22 protein-coding genes and 1 pseudogene are annotated in these 26,486 nt (G+C 64.3%); 4 read left to right on the plus strand and 19 right to left on the minus strand.

Annotated elements, in window-relative coordinates; all coding sequences use genetic code 11:
- From C163_RS11855 to C163_RS11900, 10 genes are all read right to left on the minus strand, one after another.
- Positions 1–627 (minus strand): riboflavin synthase, encoded by a 627-nt coding sequence (locus C163_RS11855; RefSeq protein WP_025338953.1) that lies wholly within the window; start codon positions 625–627, stop codon positions 1–3.
- Positions 628–952: 325 nt separating this feature from the next.
- Entirely contained in the window at positions 953–3,019 is a 2,067-nt protein-coding gene (gene treS, locus C163_RS11860) for a maltose alpha-D-glucosyltransferase (RefSeq protein ID WP_025338954.1), read from the minus strand.
- 203 nt (positions 3,020–3,222) lie between these two features.
- Complete coding sequence (locus C163_RS11865) at positions 3,223–4,065, minus strand: TIGR03915 family putative DNA repair protein (RefSeq protein ID WP_025338955.1); 843 nt, start codon at positions 4,063–4,065, stop codon at positions 3,223–3,225.
- Positions 4,056–5,276 carry a putative DNA modification/repair radical SAM protein gene (locus C163_RS11870; protein ID WP_025338956.1) on the minus strand — a complete coding sequence of 407 codons (1,221 nt, stop codon included), beginning with the start codon at positions 5,274–5,276 and terminating at the stop codon, positions 4,056–4,058. Before C163_RS11870 ends, C163_RS11865 begins: the two co-directional genes overlap by 10 nt.
- Positions 5,277–5,611: 335 nt before the next feature.
- On the minus strand, positions 5,612–7,132 hold the full coding sequence (locus C163_RS11875; protein ID WP_025338957.1) for a glycosyltransferase family 39 protein: 1,521 nt from the start codon (positions 7,130–7,132) through the stop codon (positions 5,612–5,614).
- Positions 7,133–7,135: 3 nt separating this feature from the next.
- Positions 7,136–7,408, minus strand: a complete 273-nt coding sequence (locus C163_RS11880) for a lipid-A-disaccharide synthase N-terminal domain-containing protein (protein ID WP_025338958.1) — start codon at positions 7,406–7,408, stop codon at positions 7,136–7,138.
- A complete protein-coding gene (locus C163_RS11885) occupies positions 7,405–8,148 on the minus strand; it encodes a glycosyltransferase family 2 protein (protein ID WP_025338959.1) in 744 nt (247 codons plus the stop codon). The genes C163_RS11880 and C163_RS11885 overlap by 4 nt, the downstream gene beginning before the upstream one ends.
- Before the next feature lie 34 nt (positions 8,149–8,182).
- Complete coding sequence (locus C163_RS11890; protein WP_025338960.1) at positions 8,183–9,157, minus strand: NAD-dependent epimerase/dehydratase family protein; 975 nt, start codon at positions 9,155–9,157, stop codon at positions 8,183–8,185.
- Positions 9,145–10,482: a UDP-glucose/GDP-mannose dehydrogenase family protein gene (locus C163_RS11895; RefSeq protein ID WP_025338961.1), complete on the minus strand. Its 1,338-nt coding sequence runs from the start codon at positions 10,480–10,482 to the stop codon at positions 9,145–9,147. The genes C163_RS11890 and C163_RS11895 overlap by 13 nt, the downstream gene beginning before the upstream one ends.
- A 48-nt stretch (positions 10,483–10,530) precedes the next feature.
- Complete coding sequence (locus C163_RS11900) at positions 10,531–11,466, minus strand: LysR family transcriptional regulator (protein ID WP_025338962.1); 936 nt, start codon at positions 11,464–11,466, stop codon at positions 10,531–10,533.
- 118 nt (positions 11,467–11,584) lie between these two features.
- Here C163_RS11900 and C163_RS11905 point away from each other — a divergent pair, with 118 nt between their 5' ends.
- Both C163_RS11905 and C163_RS11910 read left to right on the plus strand, forming a co-directional pair.
- Positions 11,585–12,448, plus strand: coding sequence for a type 1 glutamine amidotransferase domain-containing protein (locus tag C163_RS11905; protein ID WP_025338963.1), 864 nt, complete (start codon positions 11,585–11,587; stop codon positions 12,446–12,448).
- A gap of 120 nt (positions 12,449–12,568) precedes the next feature.
- Positions 12,569–13,615, plus strand: coding sequence for a class I SAM-dependent methyltransferase (locus C163_RS11910; RefSeq protein WP_025338964.1), 1,047 nt, complete (start codon positions 12,569–12,571; stop codon positions 13,613–13,615).
- 156 nt (positions 13,616–13,771) lie between these two features.
- On the opposite strand, the gene C163_RS11915 is transcribed toward C163_RS11910, so the two are convergent.
- The 6 genes from C163_RS11915 to yghU all read right to left on the minus strand — a co-directional run bounded on the left by C163_RS11915 (position 13,772) and on the right by yghU (position 21,160).
- The gene (locus C163_RS11915) at positions 13,772–15,016 is read right to left on the minus strand and encodes a saccharopine dehydrogenase family protein (RefSeq protein ID WP_003248123.1); all 1,245 of its coding nucleotides are present in this window, start codon (positions 15,014–15,016) and stop codon (positions 13,772–13,774) included.
- Between the two features lie 31 nt (positions 15,017–15,047).
- Positions 15,048–16,145, minus strand: a complete 1,098-nt coding sequence (nspC, locus tag C163_RS11920) for a carboxynorspermidine decarboxylase (protein WP_025338965.1) — start codon at positions 16,143–16,145, stop codon at positions 15,048–15,050.
- 368 nt (positions 16,146–16,513) lie between these two features.
- Positions 16,514–17,431 carry a pyridoxal-phosphate dependent enzyme gene (locus C163_RS11925; protein ID WP_025338966.1) on the minus strand — a complete coding sequence of 306 codons (918 nt, stop codon included), beginning with the start codon at positions 17,429–17,431 and terminating at the stop codon, positions 16,514–16,516.
- Positions 17,428–18,102, minus strand: a complete 675-nt coding sequence (locus C163_RS11930) for a transcriptional regulator (protein ID WP_025338967.1) — start codon at positions 18,100–18,102, stop codon at positions 17,428–17,430. The genes C163_RS11925 and C163_RS11930 overlap by 4 nt, the downstream gene beginning before the upstream one ends.
- A gap of 245 nt (positions 18,103–18,347) precedes the next feature.
- On the minus strand, positions 18,348–20,051 hold the full coding sequence (locus C163_RS11935) for an amidase (RefSeq protein WP_025338968.1): 1,704 nt from the start codon (positions 20,049–20,051) through the stop codon (positions 18,348–18,350).
- Positions 20,052–20,317: 266 nt separating this feature from the next.
- The gene (gene yghU, locus C163_RS11940) at positions 20,318–21,160 is read right to left on the minus strand and encodes a glutathione-dependent disulfide-bond oxidoreductase (protein WP_025338969.1); all 843 of its coding nucleotides are present in this window, start codon (positions 21,158–21,160) and stop codon (positions 20,318–20,320) included.
- A gap of 200 nt (positions 21,161–21,360) precedes the next feature.
- Here yghU and C163_RS11945 point away from each other — a divergent pair, with 200 nt between their 5' ends.
- Entirely contained in the window at positions 21,361–22,407 is a 1,047-nt protein-coding gene (locus C163_RS11945) for a dienelactone hydrolase (RefSeq protein ID WP_025338970.1), read from the plus strand.
- Here C163_RS11945 and C163_RS11950 read toward each other — a convergent pair.
- From C163_RS11950 to C163_RS27720, 3 genes and pseudogenes are all read right to left on the minus strand, one after another.
- Positions 22,369–23,562 carry an MFS transporter gene (locus C163_RS11950; RefSeq protein ID WP_025338971.1) on the minus strand — a complete coding sequence of 398 codons (1,194 nt, stop codon included), beginning with the start codon at positions 23,560–23,562 and terminating at the stop codon, positions 22,369–22,371. The two genes, C163_RS11945 and C163_RS11950, sit on opposite strands and share 39 nt — an antisense overlap.
- Positions 23,563–23,971: 409 nt before the next feature.
- Entirely contained in the window at positions 23,972–25,558 is a 1,587-nt protein-coding gene (locus tag C163_RS11955; RefSeq protein ID WP_025338972.1) for an ABC-F family ATPase, read from the minus strand.
- 32 nt (positions 25,559–25,590) lie between these two features.
- Positions 25,591–25,959 (minus strand): annotated as a pseudogene (locus tag C163_RS27720) (integrase).
- 143 nt (positions 25,960–26,102) lie between these two features.
- On the opposite strand from C163_RS27720, the gene C163_RS11965 reads away from it, so the two are divergent.
- Positions 26,103–26,462 (plus strand): DUF6713 family protein, encoded by a 360-nt coding sequence (locus C163_RS11965; RefSeq protein WP_025338973.1) that lies wholly within the window; start codon positions 26,103–26,105, stop codon positions 26,460–26,462.
- The last annotated feature ends 24 nt before the right edge of the window (positions 26,463–26,486 follow it).

A 26,486-nucleotide genomic window follows, 5' to 3' on the forward strand; every position in this document is an offset into this window, starting at 1 on the left:
TCAGCGAGGCATTTCGCGGGCCAGGGTGCTCTTGATGGTGCGCTCCACTACATCGACCAGCACCATTGTCTGGTGGTCCACTTCGATGTTGAGCAGCTCGCCGGCCTTGTAGCTGGGGAAGGTGGTCTGGCGCAGGGTTTCCGGGATCAGGTTGATGGTGATCACATTGTCCTCGACATCGGCTACGGTCAGGCTGCAGCCGTTGACCCCGATGAAGCCGCGCGGGAACACGTACTTGCCCCATTCCGGTGGCATGCGGAACCTGATGAAGGCGCCGGTTTCCTTGATCGACAGCTCGACGATTTCGGCGGTGGTGGCGATGTGGCCGGCCATCAGGTGGCCGCCGACTTCGGCGTTCATCTTCGCCGAGCGTTCGATGTTGACGCCCTGGCCGGCCTTGAAGTTGCGCAGGTTGGTGCGATCGAGGGTGGCGGTCATGGCGTCGAACCTGACCTGGGTGCCGTGTATTTCGGTGACCGACAGGCAGGTGCCTTCGACACTGACGCTGGCGCCGATCTTCAGCTCGTCGAGCAGCTCGGGGGTGAGGTCGATGGTGAACTGGTTGTGGCCCGGGTAGGTGGTCACATCAAGCAGAGGGCGGACGGCCTGGACGATGCCGGTGTACATGGAGTTGCTCCTGGGCACGGAAAAGAAAACTTCCGAACGCTATGCCCGTGGAGCGGTAAAAGCAAGCCGGCCATTTGTCTGGACACTTGAAACCCACAGGTATCGCGTGGCTGCCGTTCAGAGCTTCACCGGCGAAGGCAATGGAGGCGAAGGCGGCACAGACCAGCGCTTCTGGGATATCACCGCCTGTAGGAGCGGCCTTGTGTCGCGATGGAGTGCGAAGCGCTCCCAGGGTTTTTAGCCGAGCATAGATCGCCGGGGCTGCTACGCAGCCCATCGCGACACAAGGCCGCTCCTACAAGGATCTGTGCAGGGCAATTACAATTCAGACATGGCCGCTGCTGTTGACGATCCGCAGGCACAGCGCCTCATACGGGTCCAGGTTCACCATCAGGCGCCCATCCTCGGTCAAATCCCCTTCGACCGTTTCATTGATCATGTCCACCACCGGCCCCGGCGTGAACCCGGTCAGTTGCAGCTCCTCGGCAATCACTTCCTGGCCAAAATTCAGCGCAGTGATCTGGATGCCACGCCCGGCCGGCAGTTCATGCACCATTACCAGCAAGCCGGGGCTGCTGACTTCAGGTACCAGCACCTGGCGGCTGGTGGCGATGCCATAGGCCTGGCGCACCGCCAGCAGCTTCTTCACCTTGCAGGCAAACGAATCGCCATTTTCCAGCTGGCTGTCCAGGCTGCCATACAGCGCCCGGGCACGGGGCATGCCACGCACCGACGTCTGGGCCTGCGGCTCCAGCCCGGCCAGGTCGTAGCCGCCGCGATGAATCCAGCGGGTATCGCCATCCAGCATCCGCTGCGCGACCGCTTCGGCGGGCAAGGGCAGGGCGCCCACCAGGTCCCAGCCGGACAGCGCCACCACTCCCGGCTGCATGGCGTTGTACATGACCAGCAGCAGGTGCACCTTCTGGATCAGCTCGATTTCTGCAACCCCGATCTGCCCGAGGTCGCGGATGCCCAGTGCAGCGGCGATCAGGCTGGCCGTGGTACAGGCTATGCCATTGGTGACGAAGCGCAGGTTGTACGGCGCATGCTCGCCCGACAGCCGTTCGTAGATCTCTTCGCGGATGTGCTCGCGCAGGATGCCGCCGGGCAAGGTCTGGCCTTTGTACAGGTACATGTCGTGGGCATGCAGGGTCCAGAAATGCACCAGCTCCACGGTCAGCTCGTCATGGTTCTGCAGGGCATGGATCAGCGACGCCGGGTCGATGCCGAAAGCATGCATCTCCTTGAGCATCAGGCGCAGGAACTCGGTGTCGCCGGTCAGCAGCGCATGCTGGTAGGCCGGCCGGGTAATGAAATCGTAGGACAGGTCGGCACCGCCCCTGGACATCTGCGCGATGTCGTCGAGAGTCAGGTTCAGTTCCTGGAAGCTGAAACCGCCGGCCTTGCGGATCATGCCGCCGATCAGCTGGTTGCCGACGATCGACAGTGGGTGGCTTTCCGACCAGGCAGTGCCGCTGGCGCGGGTCTCCACGCCGAGAAAGCCGTTGGCATCCAGGCGCAGGCCGCGTGCACCCAGGCAGTCCAGGGCGTGCAGGGCATCGCCAATGATCATCTGCTGGGCGGCGAAGGTCGGGTCCAGCCAGTTGAGCGACGGCTGGCCTTCCTTGAAGTAGTGCAGGTACACCCAGCGCCGGGTCTTGCCATCCACACCGGTCACCGGCGGCGTGGCGCTCCAGTCGGTTTCCTTCACACCTGGTTCGAAGAAGATCACCCGTTGCAGCTGGCCGACGATGTAGTGGCGGGCCTTTAGCTCGTCGCACTGGGCCGGCAGCAGGTTGACCGCGTCGCGCCCGGCAGGCACTTCGGGCAGCAGCGGCCAGTCTTCCTCGCGGATTTCGACCATGTGGTACAGCCCCGGATAGGGGCCGTGGGCCAGCTCGGCCAGGCGAAAGTCGGCACCCTTGCCCGTGTGCGAGGGGATCAGGTCGTCGATGGTCACGGCGTTGTGCGCGGCGGCCATGCGGCTCATCTGGATCAGCTCCTGCTCGCTGCCGTACAGCGGGTCGATGTCGAAACTGATGCGGTCGAAGTTGCCGTCCACGCTGGGGGTGAGTTCACGGCCACGAATGCCGCCGGACAACTTGATCGGGCCGGTGTGCAGGCCCTGGATGCCGATCTCCGACAGGCGCTTCCACAGCGCTTCGTGGGCCAGGGCAGCGAGCACCGAACAGCCTTCGGGGGCGATGATGGCGTCGGGGTAGACGGTCAGCCAGACCGAAGCGATTTCAGTGGCGCGGCGGGGCTGGGCTTCGGCGTAGGGCTGTTGCCACAGGCGCGACTGGCCCGAGTACAGGTGGGTGCGTTGCTGGGAGGCCCTGAGCATGGCGCGGTCTTCGAGCCATTTGACGTATGACGGGTCGGGTTGGGTCATTTCGCGTCCTCTTTGCGTGTCGGCAGCGGCTCAGGTTATGACGGCTGTGGCGGCTGATCGTTCGGCTTGAGTATGGTTTGGCTGCTTCGCGGGCGCGCCCGCTTCCACAGAGGTCTCCACACACGTTGAGAACAGTGCAATACCTGTGGGAGCGGGCATGCCCGCGAAGAAATCCCCACTGATCAAGGTTTGCGAATACGCAACTACCGTGTGGGCTTGCTGATCTGTTTGCCAGCCTGGGAGGCGACTTCCAGGGCTTGGCCATCCCGTTGCTTGCCTTGCCGAGCCAGGCCTTCGAGCTGCGGAATCAGCATGCCCTCCGGCAAATGACGCCAGAACCGCCCGGGCATGTGCAGGCGCAAGGCGTCGGGGTTGAGGCGGGCAGGGTTGAAGGTATGGCGATAGTAGGTGCGCCACAATTCGGCGCCAGGGTCTTCGGCGTTGCGGGCCCACTGGCGCCAGGGCTCGGGGCACTGGCGCTGGTAGTCGAATGCCTGGCCATCGAAGCGTATGCCGTCGTGCGCCGTGGCAATCATCCAGCGCAAACGCCCCAGGCGGTCGGCGAAATGCGCACTGGCGCTTTCCAGAATGTCATGCGCCGGCTCGTGATAGGCCACCAGGTCGAGTTGCAGCTGTTCAGCCAATACTTCGGGTAGTGGCACGAAGCGTACAAACGCATGCAGATGGTGCGCTTCGCGATTGACCTGCTTGATCCGTCGTTGCAGCTCGCTGCCCAGTCGGTCACCCGCCAGCATTGCAGTGCGGTCGCCATGGGCCACCCGCCAAAGTACCTCGTAAAGCAGGTTCCAGCGGTGCTCGCCACGGTAGCGGGCGGCCTGTTCCAGCTGGCTCAGCAGCGCCGCTGGCACCTTGGCGCGAAAAGGACCGGAGCCTTCCGGCAGCGCTGTCGGTACGGCCAGCAAATCAGCCACCGGCCCTTGCGCCCAGGTCACCTCCGACGGGTCGATGCCATGCCCCAACAACACCCGGGCCTGGTCACGCCAGGTGGCGAACAGGCCGTCGCAGTCGAGCGCGATCATCCCCACAAGCCCATCTGCACCGGCGCCTGCGGCTCACGCAAGCGCTCCCTCAGCAGGCCGCTGCGCAGCTCGGCCTGGGCCGGGCGGTAGTCGCTGGTGACAATGAACGGCCGCGCCTTGTCCAGCACGCAGCGCAGCTGGATCAGGTCATCGTAGCGAATGCGCCGTTCGCGTCGCAGGGCTACCAGGCGCTGCACGCTGCGCAGGCCGATGCCGGGGATGCGCGCCAGTAGCGCCGGCTCGGCACGGTTCACGTCCAGCGGGAACACTTCGCGGTTGGCCAGCGCCCAGGCCAGCTTGGGGTCGATGTCCAGTGCCAGGTTGCCGCTCTGGCCCAGCAGCTCGCCGGCCTTGTAGCCATAGCCACGTAGCAGGAAGTCAGCCTGGTACAGGCGGTGCTCGCGCAGCAGCGGTGGTGCGGCCAGGGGGACGCTGCCGGGGCTGTCAGGGATGGGGCTGAAGGCGGAGTAATACACGCGCTTGAGGCCATAGCCTTGGTACAGCGATTCGGCATTGCGCAGCAATGTGCTGTCGTCGGTGCTGTCGGCCCCGACGATCACCTGGGTGCTTTGCCCGGCCGGGGTAAAGCGCGGCGCCTTGGGTTCGTGGGCCACGGCTTGCTGGCCCTGGTGGATCACGCCCATGGCCTGGCGAATGGTGTGCGCCTGTTTCTCCGGTGCCAGGCGTTTCAGGCTGGCGTCGGTCGGCAGCTCGATGTTGACGCTGAGCCGGTCTGCCAGGCGCCCGGCCTCTTCGATCAGCAACGGGTCGGCATCGGGGATGGTCTTGAGGTGGATATAGCCACGGAAGTCGTGCTCTTCGCGCAACAGCTTCGCCACGCGGATCAACTGCTCCATGGTGTAGTCAGCAGACCGGATGATGCCGGAGCTGAGGAACAGGCCGCTGATGCAGTTGCGCCGGTAGAAGTCCAGGGTCAGCCGGACCACTTCCTCGGGGCTGAAGCGCGCGCGTGGCACGTTGCTTGAGCGGCGGTTGACGCAGTACTGGCAGTCGTAGAGGCAAAAGTTGGTCAGTAGCACCTTGAGCAGCGAGACGCAGCGCCCGTCGGGCGTGTAGCTGTGGCAGATGCCCATGCCATTGGTAGCACCCAGGCCATCAGCCCCGCGCGAGTTGCGCTTGGGCGCGCCGCTGCTGGCGCAGGATGCGTCGTACTTGGCAGCATCGGCAAGGATGCCGAGTTTGGCGATGAGTTGCATGGGGCTGACCTGTGATACTGAATATTCATACAGTATTTTGAGATGTGACGGATTGCAAGCGATTGTGCGCCGGCCATGCCCGACTACCTTGGCGGGCAGGAACCTGGACTGCCCCCGAAAAAGTGGCGCGATCCCCTGTCGGAGCGGCCTTGTGTCGCGAAAGGGCCGCAACGCGGCGCCAGAATTGATGCGCAATAGTTGAAATTGCTGGGGCTGCTTTGCAGCCCTTTCGCGACACAAGGCCGCTCCCACAGGGATAGCGCGTAGCTTGAGCTCGGCGCCAAACCTTTGGGAGCAATCGTGCCCGCGAAGTCCTGCAGAAACGTTGGCAGGCACTAAGGCGAGCCCGCCCAGGCGAAGTGATACACGTGGCTGGGGGCCGTGGCCTGGCACTGGCCGTTATCGGCATCGGCACCAACCACATACCATTCTGCGCGCGACGTCTCGCCCAGCCTGCGTGCCTTGTCGGCACTGAAGCAGCGGCCCAGCTCCGAAGCCGGTACCAGGGCGAAGGCCGTGGGGTTGTGACGCAGCCAGTAAGCGGCCGTGTCCGCCCTGGACTGGCCGGTGAAACCGAAGTGCACGATCGGTTGCCGGGCAAACAGCCAATGCCCCTCGCGCCAGTTGACCAGCACCAACTCGGCGCCGCCGGTGGCCCGTGCGGCTTCACTCATCAATGTTTCATGCGGGTTGCGGCCTTCCTTCAGCGGCTCGACGAAGCCGCGTGCGAACCACAGCGCGAACCATGCCAGGGCCACGGCAGTGAACGCCTTGCGCCAGGCCGGCCGGCGCTGCAGCCAGCGCTTGAGCAGCCACGGCAGCAGTGGCGCGATGCCCAGCACCAGGCCCGGCAGCGCCGGGAAGATATACAGCTTGCGCTTGCCGCTGCTGAGGCTGAAAAACAACAGCACGAGCACCACCCAGCCGAGCAGCAGCAGAAAGCGCGCGTCGCGTTTTTGCAGCTGCCGGCGCCAGGCCGGTACCAGCCAGGGCAGGGCCAGCACCAGTGGCAGCCAGTATTTGGGGATGACCTTGACGAAGAAGTACCAGAACGGTTCGCGATGGTCCCAGGCATTGGCATAGCGGCTGGCGGTCTGGCGCAGGAGTATTTCCTTCAGGTAGGCCAGCTCCGCCGCGCCACCACCATGGGCGATCGAAACCAGCAATGGCAGCAGCCACACCGCGCAACCGGCCAGCAGCCACGCCAGCCCCAGGCTCCAGCGCCAACCCTGGCCGGGCATGGCCACCACCCCGTGCCAGCGGTGGCGCACCGCCCAGGCATAGGGCAGCAGTAGCAGCGCCGGGACAAAGCCCACGCCCTTGCTGATGATGCCCAGGCCCATGGCCGCGCAGGCCAGGTAGAACCAGCCCCAGGCCGGCCCGAGCAGCAAGTGGCGCAGCATGCCGTAGAAACCCAGTGCCACCCACAGGCACAGGAAGCTGTCGATCTGCCCGGTGCGCAGGATGCTGTAGCTCTGGTAGGTGGCCAGGAACAGCAAGGCGGCGATCACGCCGATGCGCCGGTTCCACAGGCGCCGCCCCAGGTCATGCAGCACCCAGGTAATGGTCGCCGCCGACAGCAACCCTGGCAGATACAGGGCAACCTTGGGCGAGCCGGTGAGGTGGCTGAACAGGGCCACGGTCCACATGAACAGCGGCGGCTTGTCGCCGTAGATTTCCGCCGCCCGGTGGGGGATGAACCAGTTGCCGCTCTGCAGCATTTCCAGGGCGACGCCGAGAAAGCGTTCTTCATCCACGTTCATCGGCTGGCGCCAGCCGATACCCGCGCCCACCAGCAACACCGCGAGGGCAATCAGGGCCAGGCGTTCGGCCCCGAGCGTGTTGAACCTAGGCAAGGGCTATTCCTTCTGTTCCTGGTGGCGGGCGATCAGCTGCAGGTTGCGCAGGTAGACCAGGAAGCCGAAGCTCTGGCCGATGATGAACACCGGGTCCTGGCGATAGATGGCGTAGGTCAGCAGCAGCGCGCTGCCGAGCATGCTCAGGTACCAGAAGCCCACCGGGATCACGCTGCGGCGCTTGAACTCGCTGTACAGCCACTGCAACACGAAGCGCCCGGTAAATACGGCCTGGCCGGCGAAACCGATGACCAGCCACAGGGTTTCGCGGGTCATCCTTCGAACTCCTGGGGGCGCGTGTCCAGGCGGGTGCGACGGATCAGCCACCAGACCCCGAACAGGTCGAGGATGCCGACCAGGGCGCGGTCCAGGTTGCCGTACTTGGACACCCCGGCCTGACGTGGCCGGTGGTTGACCGGGTGCACCAGCATGCGGCCGTTGTGGCGAAGGATCAGCGCCGGGATGAAGCGGTGCATGTGGTCGAAGTAGGGCAGGCGCAGGAAGGCCGCACGTTCGATCAGCTTCAGCCCGCAGCCGGTGTCTGGCGTGGCGTCCTTGAGCAAGCGGCTGCGCAGGCCGTTGGCAAGCCGCGACGCCCAGCGTTTGCTGGCGCTGTCGCGGCGGTTGACCCGGTGCCCGGCCACCAGCTTGACGCCGCCAGCCAGGTCCTGGTTGGCGCGCACCAGGGCCAGCATGCCGGGGATGTCCGCCGGGTCGTTCTGGCCGTCACCGTCCAGGGTCGCCAGCCAGCGCCCGCGCGCCGCCTGGGCGGCATGCCACAGCGAGGTGCTCTGGCCCAGCGAGCGCTCGTGACGGAGGATGCGCAGTTGCGGGTAGCCCTGGCTTTTCAGTTGCAGCAGAACGCTCAGGGTGCGGTCGCTGCTGCCGTCATCGACCACCAGTACTTCATGGTCTTCGGCCGCCAGTGCGGTGCGTATTTCCATCAAGAGTGACGGCAGGTTGTCGACCTCGTTCCTGGCGGGAATGAGCACCGAGAGGTCAAGTGGATCTGTCATGAGGCTACCTGTGATCTTGTTGTGATTGCGCGGCTCAGACCCGGTAGAAATCCCGGTACCAGCCAACGAAGGCGTTGACGCCGTGTTCCAGCGATGTGCCGGGGGTGTAGTCGATCCAGCGTGCCAGCGAGCCGACGTCGGCCCAGGTTTCCAGCACATCACCTGCTTGCAGCGGCAGGTAGTCGCGTCGGGCCTTGATGCCCAACGCACGCTCCAGGCATTCGACGAAGTGCAGCAGCCGTACCGGCTGACCTCGGCCGATGTTGAACAGCTGGCAGGGCGGTTGCCCCTCGGCCGACAGTGGCGGCTTCAGGCGCAGGCGCACAATGCTCTCGACGATGTCGTCGATGTAGGTGAAGTCGCGCCCCATCAGGCCGTTGTTGTAGACCTCGATCGGCCGGCCCTCGAGCATGGCGCGGGTGAACTTGAACGGCGCCATGTCGGGGCGGCCCCAGGGGCCGTATACGGTAAAGAAGCGCAGGCCGGTGGTCGGCAGCTGGTACAGGTGTGCGTAGCTGTGCGCCATCAGTTCATTGGCGCGCTTGCTGGCGGCATACAGCGACAACGGTTGCTCGACCGGGTCGTCGACGCTGAACGGCAGCTTGGCGTTGGCGCCGTATACCGAACTGCTGGAGGCGTAGATCAGGTGGCGGGGTGGCTGCTGGCGGCAGGCCTCGAGGATGTTGAGAAAGCCGACCAGGTTGGCCTGGCCATAGGCGCCGGGGTTGTCCAGCGAATAGCGCACCCCGGCCTGGGCCGCCAGGTGGATCACCTCACTGAACGCCTGGCCGGCGAACAGCTGTTGCAGTTCGCTCGGGTGGGCGATGTCGAGGGTGTGGAAGCGGAAATTGGCAAAGCCGAACAGCTGCTGCAGGCGCGCCAGCTTCAGCTGGACGCTGTAGTAGGCATTGAGGTTGTCGATGCCGACCACCTCGATGCCTGCCTCGCACAGGCGCCGCGCAACGTGGTAGCCGATGAAGCCGGCCACGCCGGTAATCAGTACGAGCATGCTGGCTGCACCTGGCCACGGCCGATGCCGTAGTAAGTCAGGCCGGCGGCGGCCATGTGTTCGGGTTCGAACAGGTTGCGCCCGTCGAACACCACCCGGTCGGCCAGCTGTTGCGGCACCTTGTCCAGGTTGAGCACGCGGTAATCCTGCCATTCGGTGACGATCACCAGGGCATCGGCGCCGTGCAGTGCATCGTCCTTGCATGGCACCAGTTGCAGGTCGGCGCGCGGGCCATAGTGCCGCTGGATTTCTTCCATGGCCTGCGGGTCATGGGCCTGCACCCGCGCGCCGGCGGCCCACAGCGCTTCCAGCAGGACCCGGCTGGAGGCCTCGCGGATATCATTGGTATTGGGCTTGAACGACAGCCCCCACAAGGCGAAGACCTTGCCCCGCAGACCGCGTGGGTAGTGGCGCTGGATCTTGCTGAACAGCCGGCCCTTTTGCTGCTCGTTGACCGATTCCACCGCACGCAGCAGTTGCGGCTCGAAGCCTTCGGCCTCGGCGCTGCGGCGCAGGGCTTGCAGGTCCTTGGGGAAGCACGAGCCGCCAAAACCGCAGCCGGCATAGATGAAGTCGTAGCCGATGCGCGGGTCCGAACCGATGCCACGGCGCACCATTTCGATGTCGGCGCCCAGATGCTCGGCCAGGTTGGCGATTTCGTTGATGAACGAGATCTTGGTCGCCAGCATGCAGTTGGCCGCGTACTTGGTCAGCTCGGCGCTGCGCGCATCCATGACCATGAGCTTTTCGCGGTTGCGGCTGAACGGCAGGTACAGCTCGCGCAGCAACTCCACCTCGGCAGGTTCCGCGCCACCGATGATGATGCGCTCCGGGCGCATGCAGTCATCGACTGCCGAGCCTTCCTTGAGGAACTCGGGGTTGCTGACGACGTGGAAGCGGCTGGTATCGGCCACGGCCTGGGCGATGCGCGCCTTGATGCGGTGCACCGTGCCGACCGGCGCGGTGGATTTGTTGACGATCAGCTTGGGGCCGTCGGCATGTTCGAGGATGCTGTCGACTACGGCGAACACGTGCTTCAGGTCGGCGCTGCCATCGGCCTGTGGCGGGGTGCCGACGGCAATGAACTGCAACCTGGCGTAGTTGGCCGCTTCGCTGGCGTCGGTGGTGAAACGCAGGCGACCGCAGGCCAGGTTCTTCTCCAGCATCGGCGCAAGGCCGGGCTCGAAGATCGGGCAATGCCCTGCATTGAGGCTGGCGACCCGCTCGGCGTCGACATCCATGCACAACACCGAGTGCCCCACCTGGGCCAGGCACACTGCCTGGGTGAGGCCGACATAGCCGGTACCGAAAACCGTGACCTTCATTTGACAGCTCCTTGGCGAGAAAGCTGAAAAAAAATGTCACAACGTTGTTTAGATATTGTTACTTGCGCAGGCCGCTGCTACCTGGGCGACGTTCCACAGCTGCTGGCGGAACCAGCGCCGCAACGGGTCGGCATGGGTGCGTTCATGCCATATCTGCATCACCTCGATTGCGGGCAATGGCAGCGGCAGCGGGTACATGCGCAGGTCGTCATCACGCTCGGTGGCTTCGATGGCCAGCGAGCTCAGGCAGGTGAGCAGCAGGTCGGTGCCGCGCAGCAGGCGCGTGGGGGCCACGAAGCTCGACAGGCCAGCCACGACCCGTCGTTGCATGCCCTGGCTGCGCAAGGCGCGGTCGACCAGCCCATCGAGGTCGCCGGTGAGGGTGGTGAGCAGGTGGTCGCTGGCGAGGAAGGTATCCAGGCCCAGGCCTTGGTCCGCGGCTGGATGACTGCGCGAGGCCAGCACAACGAAGTGTTCGGTGAGCAGGCGCTGTTGGTGGAAGGTTTCCGGGAGGTCGGTATAGAACCCGGCAACGGCCAGGTCACAGGTGCCTTTCTCCAGCTCTTCGCGAGGGAGCTGGCCACGGGTGTTGTGGGTGACCAGCGTCAGGTTCGGTGCCTGGCTGCGCAGGATCGGCAGCAGCCTGGGCAACAGCGTCTGTTCTACATAGTCGGTGCTGTACAGGTGCAGGCGGGCAGGGCGGGCGAGGAAGTCCTGCCCTTCGCAGCGTTCATAGAAACCTTCCAGGCCCACTACCAGGCGTTCTACCTCGGGCGCCAGTTCGTGGGCGCGCGGCGTCGGGGTCAGGCCCCTGGGCGCGCGGACGAACAGCGGGTCGCCAAACTGATGGCGCAGCTTGTTGAGCTTGTGGCTGAGCGCGGGCTGGCTCAGCGCCATGCGCTGGGCGGCGAGGGTGGCGTTGCGTTCCTGATACAGCACATGGAACAGGTACAGCAGGTTGAGGTCCTTGCTGGAGATATTCATTTTCTGGATCGCAGACATGAGAACTTTCGAATTATCGAATCATAGCCTTGCCATTAGCATGAACGCATCCCGCCGACATGAGCGGACCGCTCTTTTTGCCTGATCAGGAGATTGTTGCATGATCAAGATGTCCCGGCTTGCCCTGGCTGTTGCCAGCACCCTGCTTGCCGCCGGCGCCCACGCTGCGCCCAAGGGAGAGGCGCTGGTGCTGTTGTCCAGCGAGCACCAGCTGCCCCTGCAGGACGGCAAGCGCTACGCCACTGGCTACTACCTCAACGAGTTCGGCGTGCCTGCCGACCAATTGCTCAAGGCTGGCTACAAGCTGGTGCTGGTAACCCCCAAAGGTAATGCCCCTAGCGTCGACCAGCGTTCGATCGACCCGCGCTACTTTGCCGGTGATGCGGTGGAGATGCGCCGGATCGAGAAAGTCGTGCAAGGCCTGCCGGGCATTGACGATACCCTGTCGGTGAAAGAGGTCCTGGCAGGTGACCTGGGCCGCTATGCCGGGCTGTTCATCCCCGGCGGCCATGCGCCGTTGATCGACCTGGCCAACAACCCGGACGTGGGCGCCTTGCTGCGGCATTTCCATCAGGCCGGCAAGCCTACAGCCGCCATCTGCCACGGCCCCATCGCCTTGCTCTCGGCCCAGCAGGACCCGGCGAGCTACCAGTCGGCGCTGGCGCGTGGTGAAAAGCCGGCAGCCAATGACTGGCTGTACAAGGGTTACAAGATGACCATTTTCTCCGACCCGGAGGAGCAGGTGTTCGAAGCTTCGCTCAAGGACCAGCGGCTGTTGTTCTACCCGGCCACCGCCATGGCAATGGCAGGGGGCGACATGGGCTACGCCAAGGCCTGGCAACCGAATGTGGTGGTGGACCGCGAACTGATCACCGGGCAGAACCCGTTCTCGGACAAGGCGCTGGCCAAGGTACTGCTGGAAAAGTTGGCCGGGCAGGCAAAGCCCTCTGATCGAGGCATCTAGACTTACAAGTGGCCTGCATCGGGCAACGCTCGACAGGCCCATACCATTCAACCGACCACCGCCTCCCCGGAGCGGATGTCCCTCGCTGGCGATGGCCTTCTTTGCAGAGGAGGGCAGGTCATGGACGAGGCAAGGCTTCACGACTTCATGGGCAAGCTGGTGGGCGACATGGGCGCGGCGGCGACCTTGGCCAACGTGATTCTCGGTGACGAGCTGGGGTTGTACCGGGCCATGGCCGACAGCCAGCCGACCACCCCAGAGGCGCTGGCGGAAAAGACCGGCTGCCACCCGCGGCTGGTGCGCGAATGGCTCAACGCCCAGGCCGCCTCGGGTTACATGGTGCATGACAAGGGCCGTTTCGTGTTGCCCGAAGAGCAGGCCATGGCCCTGGCGCTGGAGGATTCCCCGGCCTACATGGCCGGTGGTGCGGCGGTGGTGGCCGCGCTGTTCCACGACAAGGACAAGCTGGTCGCGGCCATGCGCGGCGATGGCGGGCTGGCCTGGGGCGACCATCACCCCTGCATGTTCAGCGGCACCGAACGGTTCTTCCGGCCGGGTTACCGCACCTTCCTGGTAGCCGAATGGCTGCCGGCGCTGGAGGGCGTGGTGGCCAAGCTGCAGGCGGGCGCCAAGGTGGCGGATGTGGGCTGTGGGCATGGCGCTTCCACGCTGGTCATGGCCCAGGCGTTCCCGGCATCCACCTTCGTCGGCTACGACTACCACGGGCCTTCCATCGCTACCGCCAACGAGCGTGCGCGCGAGGCGGGGTTGGCGGGGAGGGTGAGCTTCCAGCAGGCCAGCGCCAAGGACTACCCGGGGCATGACCATGACCTGGTGTGCTTCTTCGATTGCCTGCACGACATGGGCGACCCGGTGGGGGCTGCGAAGCATGCCTACCGTGCGTTGAAGGCCGACGGCACGGTGATGCTGGTGGAGCCTTATGCCGAGGATTCGCTGGAGGGCAACCTGACACCGGTCGGGCGCTTGTTCTATGCGGCGTCGACGTTTATCTGCACGCCGAACTCGTTGTCGCAGGAGGTGGGGTTGGGGCTGGGTGCGCAGGCGGGGGAAGCGCGGTTGCGGGCGGTGTTCGAGGAGGCGGGGTTCGGCCGGTTCCGGCGGGCGACGCAGACGCCGTTCAACCTGATTCTGGAGGCTCGGAAGTAGAGGTCAGCCTGTGCCGGCCCTTTCGCGGGCACGCCCGCTCCCACAGGGCCCCACCTGAGGCCGGCGAAAACCCTGTGGGAGCGGGCGTGCCCGCGAAGAGGCCGGGCCTGCAAAAACAGAAGGGGCGCCTTGATGGCGCCCCCTCTGTCTTGCTGCTTAGGCTTCAGCGTCCCAGGGACGATCGCCTTTTTCATCCTTGACGCGGGTCGGCAGGCCCATCACGTCCAGCGCCTTGAGGAACGGCTCGGCTGGCAGCTCCTCGACGTTGACCATGCGCTTGGCATCCCACTCGCCACGGGCGACCAGCAGGGCGGCAGCCACTGGCGGTACACCGGCGGTGTAGGAAATGCCCTGGCTGTCGGTCTCGGCGTAGGCTTCTTCGTGGTCGGCCACGTTGTAGATGAACACTTCGCGCGGCTGGCCATCCTTGGTGCCCTTGACCAGGTCACCGATGCAGGTCTTGCCGGTGTAGCCCGGGGCCAGCGAGGCTGGGTCCGGCAGCACGGCCTTGACCACTTTCAGTGGTACCACTTCCAGGCCTTCGGCGGTTTTCACCGGTTGCTCGGAGAGCAGGCCCAGGTTTTTCAGCACGGTGAACACGTTGATGTAGTGCTCGCCGAAGCTCATCCAGAAACGCACGTTCGGCACGTTGAGGTTCTTCGAAATCGAGTGAACTTCATCGTGGCCGGTCAGGTACAGGTTCTGCGAACCTACCACCGGCAGGTCGTCGGTACGCTTGACCTCGAACATGGTGTTGCTGGTCCACTGGCTGTTCTGCCAGCTCCACACTTGCCCGGTGAATTCACGGAAGTTGATTTCCGGGTCGAAGTTGGTGGCGAAGTACTTGCCATGCGAACCGGCATTGACGTCGAGGATGTCGATCGAGTCAATGCTGTCGAAATACTGTTGCTGCGCCAGCTTGGCGTAGCTGTTCACCACACCCGGGTCGAAACCGACGCCGAGAATGGCGGTAATGTTCTTTGCCTGGCACTCTTCGAGGTGTTTCCACTCGTAGTTGCCGTACCACGGCGGGGTCTCGCAGATCTTGCCCGGCTCTTCGTGGATGGCGGTGTCCAGATAGGCGACACCGGTATCGATGCAGGCACGCAGCACCGACATGTTGAGGAAGGCGGAACCAACGTTGATCACGATCTGCGATTCGGTCTCGCGGATCAGCGCCTTGGTTGCCTCGACATCGAGGGCATTGAGCGAGAAGGCCTGGATGTCGGCGGGTACCTTGAGGCTACCCTTGGCCTTGACGCTGTCGATGATGGCCTGGCATTTGGAGATGTTCCGTGACGCGATGGCGATACGACCCAGTTCGTCGTTATGCTGCGCGCACTTGTGGGCCACCACCTTGGCGACACCTCCTGCACCAATGATAAGAACGTTCTTCTTCAATTTATCCCTTGCTCCTTACTGAAAGCCGGTCTTACGACAGGCTGGAAACGTAGTCTTCGAAACCGAACTCGCGCACCACTTCGACGCTGCCGTCGAGTTGCTTGACCACGATGGATGGCATTTTCAGACCGTTGAACCAGTTTTTCTTGACCATGGTGTAACCCGCCGCGTCGACGAACGACAGGCGATCACCGATGGCCAGCGGACGATCGAATTGGTATTCGCCGAAGATGTCACCGGCCAGGCACGACTTGCCGCAGACCATGTAGGTGTGCGCGCCGTCGTTGGGGGCCATCTTGGCGTTGAGGCGGTAGATCAGCAGGTCGAGCATGTGCGCTTCGATCGAGCTGTCGACCACGGCCAGGTGCTTGCCGTTGTACAGGGTGTCGAGCACGGTCACTTCCAGCGAGGCGCTGTTGGTGATGGCCGCTTCGCCCGGCTCCAGGTACACCTGCACGCCGTATTTTTCCGAGAAGGCTTTCAGGCGCGCGCAGAAGGCGTCCAGCGCGTAGTCTTCACCGGTGAAGTGGATGCCGCCACCGAGGCTGACCCACTCGACCTTGTGCAGCAGGTGACCGAAGCGCTCTTCGATGTGCGTGAGCATCTTGTCGAACAGGCCGAAGTCACCGTTCTCGCAGTTGTTGTGGAACATGAAGCCGGAGATCTGCTCGATCACCTGTTCGACCTTGGCCGGGTCCCATTCGCCCAGGCGGCTGAACGGGCGGGCAGGGTCTGCCAGCAGGTAGTCGGAGCTGCTGACCTGCGGGTTGACGCGCAGGCCACGGACCTTGCCTTCGGACTGTTCGGCGAAGCGCTGCAGCTGGCCGATCGAGTTGAAGATGATCTTGTCGCAGTTATCGAGCATTTCCTCGACCTCGTCGTCGGCCCAGGCCACGCTGTAGGCGTGGGTTTCGCCGGCGAACTTCTGGCGGCCGAGCTTGAGCTCGTACAGCGACGAAGAGGTGGTGCCGTCCATGTACTGTTGCATCAGGTCGAAGACCGACCAGGTGGCAAAGCACTTGAGGGCGAGCAGCGCCTTGGCACCGGAGTGTTCGCGCACGTAGGCGATCTTCTCCATGTTGCCCAGCAGCTTGGTTTTATCGATGAGGTAGTACGGCGTCTTGATCATTTAAAGGCCCCCGGCCAGGCCGGCCAAAAAAAGGACACGCATTGTGCCTTCACTTGCCGCAGACCGAAAGGGTGGGTTACGCATTTCGTCGTGGTTGACGCTGTTGCGAGAGGATTTTTCCGGTTGCGGCGGGCTCAGTAGAACAGCGGCATGTGACTATCGTAATCAGCAACCGGGTGCCGCAAGGAGAATCCGATGAGCAACGTTCTGTGCTGGATGGCACGGGCTACGCCCGTGTTCGCGGGTGAACCCGCTCCCACAGGGACTGCGCTTGCTTCAGACCTTGCACAGTCCTGTTGCTACTTCAATCCTGTGCAGTCCAATCTGTGGGAGCGGGTTTACCCGCGAAGAGGCCGGTACAGGCAACCTCAATCAACCTGCTGCAACCACGCCTGGATCTGCTCCAGCGTGGCGGTAGCCCCGCCACAAACCACCACCAGCACATTCTGGTACTGCGCCAGGGCGCCCGGTGCATAGGCCAACGCCAAAGCCGCCCCACATGCAGGCTCCACCAGCACGCGATGGTCCAGCAGGAACCGCTCGCACGCCTCCAGCGCAGCGCGGTCAGTGACCAGATGGCTGTGCACCGGATGCTCCTTCACGCACACCAGCGCCTGGTCAGCCACACGCTTGGCCCCCAGCGAGGTCGCCACCGAGGCAATCCGTTCCAGCTCCACCGAATGCCCCGCCTGCATGGCCGCATGCAGCGATGCCGCGCCCTCGGTTTCAACCGCCAGCACCGGCACATCGCCCCAGCCGTTGCGCTGTAGCCCCTCGACCACACCACTGAGCAAACCACCGCCGCCTACCGACAACACCACGGCATCCGGTTTCACGCCGGCCTCGGCGACTTCATCCACCAGGCTGGCATGCCCGGTCCACAGCAGCGGGTCGTCGAATGGGTGGATGAAGGCGTCATCCGGGCCGACCAAGGTCTGCGCCAGGGCGTTGGCCTCCTGCCAGGAGCTGCCATGCACCACCACCTTGGCGTCCTCCAGGCGCAGCAGGTCCTTGGCCCGCTCGGTGGTGGTCTCGGGCACTACCACGGTCACCGGCACGCCCAGCTTGCGCCCGGCATAGGCCACTGCCAGGCCGGCGTTGCCGCCCGAGGAGGACACGAAATGCCGCGCGCCACGGGCATGGTGCACCTCACAGGCGTGGCCCACGCCGCGCAGCTTGAACGAGCCGCAGGGCTGCAGGGCATCGAGCTTGAGCCAGACGTTGCTGCCCGCGGCCAATGACAGCGGGCGGGATTCGATCAGGGGGGTATGGATATGCAAGGTCATTGGCTGGCTCCGCGCAGTTGCTCGAGGTAGTTGTAAACGGTGTAGCGGGTCACACCCAGGGCGCTGGCGGCCTTTTCCACGCCGCCCTTGACGATGAACAGGCCACGCTCCTGCATCACGCGCACGGCCTCGACCTTGGCCTGCTTGTTCATCCGCCCCTGGCCGCTGCGCTGCAGGGATGCCTGGATTATCTCGCTCATCAGCAGTTCCATGTCGGCGGGCTCACTGACGGCAGGTGTGGCCCCCAGCGGCTGGAACTGCTGGAGAAAGTTCATGGCGGCATCCAGGCCGGTGACGTCGGTGTTGACGCAAAGGCTGGCGAAGGGGTGGCCGCTGCTGTCTCGGAAGATGGCCGTGGCGCTGCGCAGCGTGCGGCCCTTCAGCGTGGTGGGGTAATCGGGCAGCACCACCGGCTCACAGCCGTGCTGATCGGCCGAGGTCTGCATCAGTGCCTTGAAACCCAGGTCCTGTTCAGGGGCGGCGAGGATCGGGCTACCGACGCTGCGGCCGGAAAGATGGCCGTTGACGATCGCCACCACGGAGTGTTCCGGGTGGTCGAGGTCGTGCAGGAGGATTTCCATGTTGCGCGCGGCAACGCTGCCCAGGGCCTGGATGGCGGCCTTGAGGACGGTGAGGGTGAGCTGGCGTTCTTCGCTTGGGGTGATAGGCATGGCAGATCGTAAAATCAACGTTTTGTGTATTTTTACACATAAAGTTGAATTTTACGATCTATTGTGGACTGCACAGCCCTGTAGGAGCGGCCTTGTGTCGCGATAGGGCTGCGAAGCAGCCCCAGGATTTCAGCGTACAAGCTCAGATTGTTGGGGCTGCTTCGCAGCCCTATCGCGACACAAGGCCGCTCCTACAGGAATTGCGCATGGATCGAGGTAGATAGGCGGCGATGCAGCCCCAGTACTCAGCCCAGGGCCGGGGTACGCGGTGGGATCATCCGACGCGACCCGGTCGCCTCGAAGGCCGCACCAAAGCTCAGCAGCGCATTGTCGCTGTAAGCCCGGCCAGCAAAGGTCAGCCCCACCGGCATGCCGATATCGGCCATCACGCCCATCGGCACGGTCACGGTCGGCACGCCCAGGTGACGGATCGCCAGGTTGCCGTTGGCCACCCAGATACCGTTGCTCCAGGCGATGTCCGCCGATGCCGGGTTGACGTCGGCATCGGCCGGGCCCACATCGGCCACGGTGGGGAACAGCACCGCGTCCAGGCCCAGGTTGTCCATCCAGTCTTCCAGGTCGATCTTGCGGGTCTGCTCCAGGCCGCGCAGGCCGTCGGGCAGGGTCTCGATCTGGTCCCAGGTCTTCAGGCCACGCTTGGCCATGTTGACGTACTCGTCCATGCCGGCGGCCAGGTCGTCCTCACGGTTGGGCAGGGTGCCCGGGTCGTGGGGGAAGATCTGCGGCCCGTCGACATCGGCCAGACGGTTGAGCCTGGGGTCATCGTTGGCGCGCAGGAAGTCATCGAAGGCCCAGCCCGACAGCTCCCACAGCTCGTCATGCAGGAACTCCTTGCTGACGATGCCGCGGTTGTACACGGTCGGTGCGCCCGGGCGGTCGCCCTCGCAGTTGGACACCAGCGGGAAGTCCACTTCCAGCACTTCGGCACCAGCCGCCTCCAGTGCCTGGCGGGCCTGCTGCCACAGGTCGATCACCGTGGCGCGGGTGTTGATGCGCTGGCCAGTCGGGCCGCCGATGCCAGGCTTCTCGGAAGTACCGGCCTCGGCATCGGCATTGATGTACATGCGTGGCACGCCAAAGCGCTTGCCTTTGAGCGCGCTGGCATCCACGGCCAGGTCCAGGTACGAAGCCGGGCGCACCGTCGAAGCCGCCGGGATTGGCACCCAAGGTTGCAGGCGCCACAGGTCGCCGCGCTTGTCAGCGTCGTCGGCTACGACCACGTCGAGGATTTCCAGCAGGTCGGCCATGGTGCGGGCATACGGCACCACCACGTCCATGGTCGGTGTCAGCGGCCAGTTGCCACGCACCGAAATCACCCCGCGCGACGGGGTATAGGCGCACAGGCCGTTGTTGGACGCCGGGCCACGGCCGCTGGACCAGGTTTCTTCGGCCAGGCCGAAGGCACTGAAGCTGGCAGCGGTGGCGGTGCCGGCACCGTTGGACGAGCCTGAGGCGAACGGTGCGGTCAGGTAGTTGGCGTTGTACGGGCTTTCGGCGCGGCCATACACGCCGCGTTGCATGCCACCGTTGGCCATGGGCGGCATGTTGGTCTTGCCCAGGCATACGGCGCCGGCGGCGCGCAGGCGTTCGATGGTGAAGGCGTCGCGCTGGGCCACCAGGTCCTTGAAGGCCGGGCTGCCGGAGGCAGCGGTCAGGCCTTTGACCAGGTAGCTGTCCTTGGCGGTGTAAGGGATGCCGTCCAACGGGCTCAGGACCTGGCCTTTGGCACGACGGGCGTCGGAGGCTTCGGCCTCTTTCAGCGCCTCGGGGTTGCGCACCACCACGGCGTTCAGGGCAGTGGCGGTGTCGGCGCCATCGTAGGCATCGATGCGCGCCAGGTAGGCCTGGACCAGCTCGACCGCCGTCGTGCGGCCCGACTCGAGCGCGTCGCGCAGCTCGGCAATGGAAACCTCGGTTACCTCGATCATGCGTTCACCAAAAAAATGTGCAGGTGGGGGCTAATGCGAGGAGTGTACAAGAAGGGCTTGGCGGGCGCAGGTTTGCGCGGGGGCAAATGGTTTTTTGCAGGCGGGCATTGTCGAGCCTCTTAAGCCCGGCGCGAACCCTTGTAGGAGCGGCCTTGTGTCGCGATAGGGCCGCAAAGCGGCCCCAATTATTTCACTGTCATACGAAGACCCTGGGGGCGCTTCGCACCCCTTTCGCGACGCAAGGCCGCTCCCACAAGGGTGCCGCGTCAACCGTCCAGGTCTGCCGCTGCATGCCGCTCCGGCACCTGGCTGGCCTCATCCCCCCAGGTCCGGTTCACCCGTGTGCCACGCTGCACCGCCGGGCGCAAGGCTATCTCCTCGGCCCAGCGCTGCACATGTGGGTACTCGTCCACCGCCAGGAACTCCGCCGCGCCATACAGGTTGCCGCGCACCAGCTGGCCATACCACGGCCACACGGCGATGTCGGCGATGCTGTATTCCTCGCCGCCCAGGTAGCGGCTTTCGGCCAGGCGCCGGTCGAGCACATCCAGCTGGCGCTTGGCCTCCATGGTGAAGCGGTTGATGGCGTACTCGAACTTTTCCGGCGCATACACATAGAAGTGGCCAAAGCCACCGCCCAGGTAGGGCGCCGCCCCCATCTGCCAGAACAGCCAGTTCAGGCTCTCGGTGCGTGCAGCTGGCGCTTTCGGCAGCAAGGCACCGAATTTTTCTGCCAGGTACAGCAGGATCGAACCCGACTCGAACACCCGCACCGGCGGTTCGACGCTGCGGTCGAGCAGGGCGGGGATCTTCGAGTTGGGGTTGACCTGGACAAAACCGCTGGAGAACTGCTCACCCTCGCCAATGCGGATCAACCAGGCATCATATTCGGCGCCCGGGTGGCCCAGCGCGAGCAGCTCTTCGAGGGCGATGGTGACCTTGACGCCATTGGGCGTGGCCAGGGAGTACAGCTGCAGCGGGTGCTTGCCCAGCGGCAGGTCCTTGTCGTGAGTCGGGCCGGCAACCGGGCGGTTGATGCTGGCGAACTGGCCGCCGGACGCTGCGTCGTTGCGCCAGACCTTGGGTGGCACGTAAGCGGGCTTGCTCATGCATGAATCTCCTTCATTGGCGCGAAACAGTCACGTAGAGACGTGGACCTGCATCTATGCCACGGGTTCGACGAAAAGCGCAAATGCATAGGGCGCGGGCGTGAAGTGCATGACTTCGGTTTCATCCAGGTTTCATCCGGTGCAGCCCAGGGCGGTTCTATGCTGGGCTATCTCTTCGCCCTGCAAGGAACCGCCGGCCGATGACTCTCCCACGCTGCGTGTTGGCGCTGGCCCTGTTCGGCAGCCTGCTGGCCCAAGCCGAGGCCGCGCCCTGGGTTGCCGGCCTGCACCACATGACCCTGGCCGACCCGGTCGACGCCCGGCCCATGCAGGCGCTGGCGTTCTACCCGGCCATCGGCAATACCCGCAGCAGCCGGATAGACGGCTACCCGATCGACGTGAATGAGGAGGCGCCGGTAGCGTTGGGCCAGTTCCCGTTGCTGGTGCTGTCCCACGGCAATACCGGCAGCCCGCTGGCCTTGCACTACCTGGCGACGTCGCTGGCGCGCCAGGGCTTCATCGTGGTGGCGGTGGTGCACCCCGGCGACAACGCCCGCGACCACAGCCGCCTGGGCACCCTGAGCAACCTGTATGGCCGACCGCTGCAAGTGAGTGCCGCGATTACGGCCGCCCGCAATGATGCCTTGCTGGGGCCCTACCTGAACGGTGGCAAGGTTGGGGTGATCGGCTACTCGGCCGGTGGTGAAACCGCCTTGATCCTCTCGGGCGCGCGCCCCGATCTGGACCGCCTGCGCAAGTACTGCCTGGAGCGCCCTAACGACGCCGACGCCTGCAGGACACACGGTGTGCTGATTGCCGACCGCAGCGAGCTGGTGCCAGAGGCCGACCAGCGGGTGGGGGCGGTGATGCTGATGGCACCGCTTAGCCTGCTGTTCGGGCGCCATGCCTTGGCCGGGGTGCAGGTGCCGGCGCTGATCTACAGTGGCGACAGCGACCAGCTGGTGGCGGTGGACCGCAACGCCGAAGCCCTGGCCCGCAAGTTGCCGGTCACACCGGACTATCGCCTGCTGGCCGGCGCCGGCCACTTCGTGTTCATGGCCCATTGTGATGCCGAGCAGTCCGTGCGGATGCCGGCGCTGTGCAAGGATGCCGCAGGCGTGGACCGTCGGCACATCCACCATTCCCTGCAACGTGAAGCCGCGGTGTTCTTCAGCCAGGCGTTGGGCGCGCCGCAGCCGGCCGAGCGTTCAGCCGCGAGCGGCGCGCCGCGCCAGCAACAGCGTTAGGCCGACACCCGCCAGGGCGAGCAGGGCGGCCACGCAGAAGATCGAGGCATAACCCAGGTGAGCGGCCACCGCGCCCATCACAGGCCCGGCGATGGCCAGGGCCATGTCGAAGAACACCGCGTAGGCACCCAGCCCTGCGCCGCGGCTGCTGCTGGGCACCTGCTTGATCGCTTCCACCCCCAGCGCCGGGTACACCAGCGACAGCCCGAAACCGGTAAGCCCGGCACCGATCAGCGCCCACGGCGGCGACGGTGCCAGCCACAGCAGGCTCAGGCCGAGCACTTCGGTGGCCATGCACGCGACCGCCACGTTGTAGCCACCAAAACGGTTGACCGCGTTGACGAACAGCAGCCGGGAAATGATGAAGCACACGCCAAAGGCACTCAGGCACCATGCCGCGCCCGCCCAGCCGCGCTCCAGGTAATACAGGGTGACGAAGGTGGTCAGCGTGCCGTAGCCGATAGAGGCCAGGGTCAGGCCCAGGCCACAGGGTGCGACCCGGCCGAAGGCCGACCAGAAGGGCAGGCGCTCGCCACGCACCACCACCACGTCCGGCCGCTTGCGCAGTACCAGCAGGGCCGATACCGCCAGCACCAGCAATGCCGGCCCCAGCACGCTGAAGTCCAGCCCGTCCACGGCCAGTACACCCAAGGGGGCACCAATGGCGATGGCGCCATAGGAGGCGATACCGTTCCAGGAAATCACCCTGGCGGTGTGCTCGGGCCCGACCTGGCTGATGCCCCAGCTCAGCGTGGCCACGCCGATCAGCCCTTGGGCGAGGCCCAGCAGCAGGCGCCCGCCGAGCAACAGCGCCAGGCTCAGCAGCGGTAGCGTCAGGGTCCAGGCAGAAAACAGGGTCAATACCCCGCAGCCGGCAATCCCCAGCAAGCCGAAGCGAATGGCCTGCTTGCCCCCCAGGGTATCGGCGACGCGCCCGGCAAACGGGCGGCTGAGTAGCGTGGCCAGGTATTGCAGGCCAATGGTCAGCCCGGCGACCACCGCGCCAAACCCCAGCTGGTCGTGCACATAGCTAGGCAGCACGGCGATCGGCAGGCCGATGCAGAGGAAGGCAATGAAGGTGTAGAAAACGATCGACAGGATCTGCAGGGTGATGTGCAGCGTGTTGCTGGCGGGGGCGGGTTGTTGCGCGGTCATGGGCACGTTCGCGGGCGGGCGGTTGGGCGTGGCCCCATCATGGCCGTTGCGCGAAGGAAATGAAAGCAGGCTAACGAATTATTCGTCGGGCAGTGCCAGCCTGTGGGATCGGCGGTGGATTCTTCGCGGGTGAACCCGCTCCCACAGGATTTGCATAGGCCTCAAGTGCTACGCAGTCCCTGTGGGAGCGGGCATGCCCGCGAAGAGGCCGGCCCAGCCATACAAGATGGCCAGGCAACTCCATCAATCAGACCAGCACACCCTGGCTACGCAGGTAATCGTCATTCGCGGGCTCGCCCGCTCCCACAGGATTTGCATAGGCCTCAAGTGCTACGCAGTCCCTGTGGGAGCGGGTTTACCCGCGAAGAGGCCGGCCCAGCCATACAAGATGGCCAGGCCGCCGCATCAATCAGACCACTACACCCTGGCTACGCAGGTAATCGTCATAGGTACCGCTGAAGTCCACCACGCCATCAGCCGACAGCTCGATGATGCGCGTGGCCAGCGACGACACGAACTCACGGTCGTGGCTGACGAACAGCAGGGTGCCCGGGTAGTTTTCCAGCGCCAGGTTCAGCGCCTCGATCGATTCCATGTCCAGGTGGTTGGTCGGCTCGTCCATCACCAGCACGTTCGGCTTCTGCAGGATCAGCTTGCCGAACAGCATGCGGCCTTGCTCACCACCGGAAATCACCTTCACCGACTTGAGAATCTCGTCGTTGGAGAACAGCATGCGCCCGAGGGTGCCGCGGATCACCTGCTCGCCGGAGGTCCACTGGCCCATCCAGTCGAACAGGGTCATGTCGTCTTCGAAGTCGTGGGCGTGGTCCTGGGCGTAGTAGCCCACTTCGGCGCTGTCGGTCCACTTCACTTCACCCTTGTCCGGGGTCATTTCACCGACCAGGGTGCGCAGCAGGGTGGTCTTGCCGATACCGTTGGGGCCGATGATCGCCACGCGCTCGCCAGCCTCGATGGTGAAGCCCAGGTCCTTGAACAGCACCTTGTCGTCGAAGGCCTTGGCCATTTTCTCGACGGTGACGGCCTGGCGGTGCAGCTTCTTGGTCTGTTCGAAGCGGATGAACGGGCTCACCCGGCTCGACGGCTTGACCTCGGCCAGCTGGATCTTGTCGATCTGCTTGGCCCGCGAGGTGGCCTGCTTGGCCTTGGAGGCGTTGGCCGAGAAGCGGCTGACGAAGGTCTGCAGTTCGGCGATCTGGGCTTTCTTCTTGGCGTTGTCCGACAGCAGCTGCTCGCGGGCCTGGGTGGCAGCGGTCATGTACTCGTCGTAGTTGCCCGGGAATACGCGCAGCTCGCCGTAGTCCAGGTCGGCCATGTGGGTGCAGACACTGTTGAGGAAGTGCCGGTCGTGGGAAATGATCACCATGGTGCTGTTACGCGCGGTGAGGATGGTTTCCAGCCAGCGGATGGTGTTGATGTCCAGGTGGTTGGTCGGCTCGTCGAGCAGCAGCACGTCCGGGTCCGAGAACAGCGCCTGGGCCAGCAGGACGCGCAGCTTCCAGCCCGGTGCCACTTCGCTCATCGGGCCGAAGTGCTGTTCCAGCGGAATACCCAGGCCCAGCAGCAGTTCACCGGCACGGGATTCGGCGGTGTAGCCGTCCATTTCGGCAAATTCGGTTTCCAGCTCGGCGACGGCCATGCCGTCTTCCTCGGTCATTTCCGGCAGCGAGTAGATACGATCGCGTTCGGCCTTGACCTTCCACAGTTGGCCGTGGCCCATGATCACCGTGTCGATCACGGTGAATTCCTCGTAGGCGAACTGGTCCTGGCGCAGCTTGCCCAGGCGGGTGTTCGGCTCGAGCATGACCTGGCCGCCGGACGGCTCCAGGTCACCGCCGAGGATCTTCATGAAGGTCGACTTGCCGCAACCGTTGGCGCCGATCAGGCCGTAGCGGTTGCCGTTGTTGAATTTGACGGAAACGTTTTCGAACAGCGGCTTGGAGCCGAACTGCATGGTGATGTTGGCGGTAGAAATCAAGTGCTTGTCCTGCGGGGGTTCCAGAGGTGTATTTAGGCCATCTCGTCAGTCTTGGGCCAATTTTGGGCCAATTCGACTCGGGGCGGCAGCTTCTCCAGCTCCCTCCAGTCCGAGGAGGAGCTGATCCATTTCGCGTAGGTAGAAAGCAACATCTCGACGCTGTGACCAAGCTGGTTCGCGATGAACGTGGGTTCATCCCAGACATCAGGCATAGGGTGGCGTAGGTGTGGCGGGTGTCGTACTGACGGCGTTCACGGATGTTCAGCGCCTTGGGCGCCGATTTGAAGTGGCGGATTGTAACACTTGGTTCGTTGATCCACAGCCCACCTTTGCTCGGCTGGAACAGAAATGGGCGGATCGGGTGCGCTGGCTTGGGGTGCCATGCGCCGGAGAGTTGCCATCCTCTGGGCATGCTGGATGGCATTCAGCGCGCGCTCGTTGAGCAGCACTGATCTGCAAATACTTCTAAGCGTCGCATAGAGGCGCGAGATATCATCGTCAGCGCTTTACTCAGGGATGATCACTAGCTGAAGGGATTGCTTACATGGAAAGAAGCTATTTCGTAACGATGCTTGCACTGATTCTTCATCAAATAGATGCCGCGTATTGGCAGGAATGGGAGATGTTTTTCCTACCGGGTGGGGTACAGGGCTTCCTCCTGTTCAATATCTTGGCAATACCCGTGTTGCTGGTTGGTTATCGAAGCGTGTTGCTGGGTACGGTTAACGCGGTGTTCTTCGCCAAAGTTTGTGCCGGCCTAGGCCTGATCACGTTCCTTATCCATGCCGGCTTCGGATTGGCTGGATATCACCAGTTTCACCTGCCTGCTTCGATCTCCATCCTCATTCTGTGCTTGGCCAGCTCTGTATGGCTGATGGCAGGGATACGATCCTCATCGCAATGATCGCAGGCGCCGCGCTTACGATCC

This window comes from Pseudomonas sp. FGI182 (genome assembly GCF_000511325.1).
In the GTDB taxonomy this organism is placed as follows: Bacteria; Pseudomonadota; Gammaproteobacteria; order Pseudomonadales; family Pseudomonadaceae; genus Aquipseudomonas; species Aquipseudomonas putida_Z.

Excerpts from the sequence above, each read along its gene's own strand:
- C163_RS11885 (WP_025338959.1), bottom strand. The coding sequence starts at position 8,148 with ATGACAGATCCACTTGACCTCTCGGTGCTCATTCCCGCCAGGAACGAG.
- C163_RS11905 (WP_025338963.1), top strand. The coding sequence starts at position 11,585 with ATGATCAAGATGTCCCGGCTTGCCCTGGCTGTTGCCAGCACCCTGCTT.
- C163_RS11890 (WP_025338960.1), bottom strand. The coding sequence starts at position 9,157 with ATGCTCGTACTGATTACCGGCGTGGCCGGCTTCATCGGCTACCACGTT.
- C163_RS11950 (WP_025338971.1), bottom strand. The coding sequence starts at position 23,562 with ATGACCGCGCAACAACCCGCCCCCGCCAGCAACACGCTGCACATCACC.
- yghU (WP_025338969.1), bottom strand. The coding sequence starts at position 21,160 with ATGAGCAAGCCCGCTTACGTGCCACCCAAGGTCTGGCGCAACGACGCA.
- C163_RS11935 (WP_025338968.1), bottom strand. The coding sequence starts at position 20,051 with ATGATCGAGGTAACCGAGGTTTCCATTGCCGAGCTGCGCGACGCGCTC.
- C163_RS11945 (WP_025338970.1), top strand. The coding sequence starts at position 21,361 with ATGACTCTCCCACGCTGCGTGTTGGCGCTGGCCCTGTTCGGCAGCCTG.
- C163_RS11925 (WP_025338966.1), bottom strand. The coding sequence starts at position 17,431 with ATGACCTTGCATATCCATACCCCCCTGATCGAATCCCGCCCGCTGTCA.
- treS (WP_025338954.1), bottom strand. The coding sequence starts at position 3,019 with ATGACCCAACCCGACCCGTCATACGTCAAATGGCTCGAAGACCGCGCC.
- C163_RS11965 (WP_025338973.1), top strand. The coding sequence starts at position 26,103 with ATGGAAAGAAGCTATTTCGTAACGATGCTTGCACTGATTCTTCATCAA.
- C163_RS11895 (WP_025338961.1), bottom strand. The coding sequence starts at position 10,482 with ATGAAGGTCACGGTTTTCGGTACCGGCTATGTCGGCCTCACCCAGGCA.
- nspC (WP_025338965.1), bottom strand. The coding sequence starts at position 16,145 with ATGATCAAGACGCCGTACTACCTCATCGATAAAACCAAGCTGCTGGGC.
- C163_RS11900 (WP_025338962.1), bottom strand. The coding sequence starts at position 11,466 with ATGAATATCTCCAGCAAGGACCTCAACCTGCTGTACCTGTTCCATGTG.
- C163_RS11855 (WP_025338953.1), bottom strand. The coding sequence starts at position 627 with ATGTACACCGGCATCGTCCAGGCCGTCCGCCCTCTGCTTGATGTGACC.
- C163_RS11910 (WP_025338964.1), top strand. The coding sequence starts at position 12,569 with ATGGACGAGGCAAGGCTTCACGACTTCATGGGCAAGCTGGTGGGCGAC.
- C163_RS11930 (WP_025338967.1), bottom strand. The coding sequence starts at position 18,102 with ATGCCTATCACCCCAAGCGAAGAACGCCAGCTCACCCTCACCGTCCTC.
- C163_RS11880 (WP_025338958.1), bottom strand. The coding sequence starts at position 7,408 with ATGACCCGCGAAACCCTGTGGCTGGTCATCGGTTTCGCCGGCCAGGCC.
- C163_RS11870 (WP_025338956.1), bottom strand. The coding sequence starts at position 5,276 with ATGCAACTCATCGCCAAACTCGGCATCCTTGCCGATGCTGCCAAGTAC.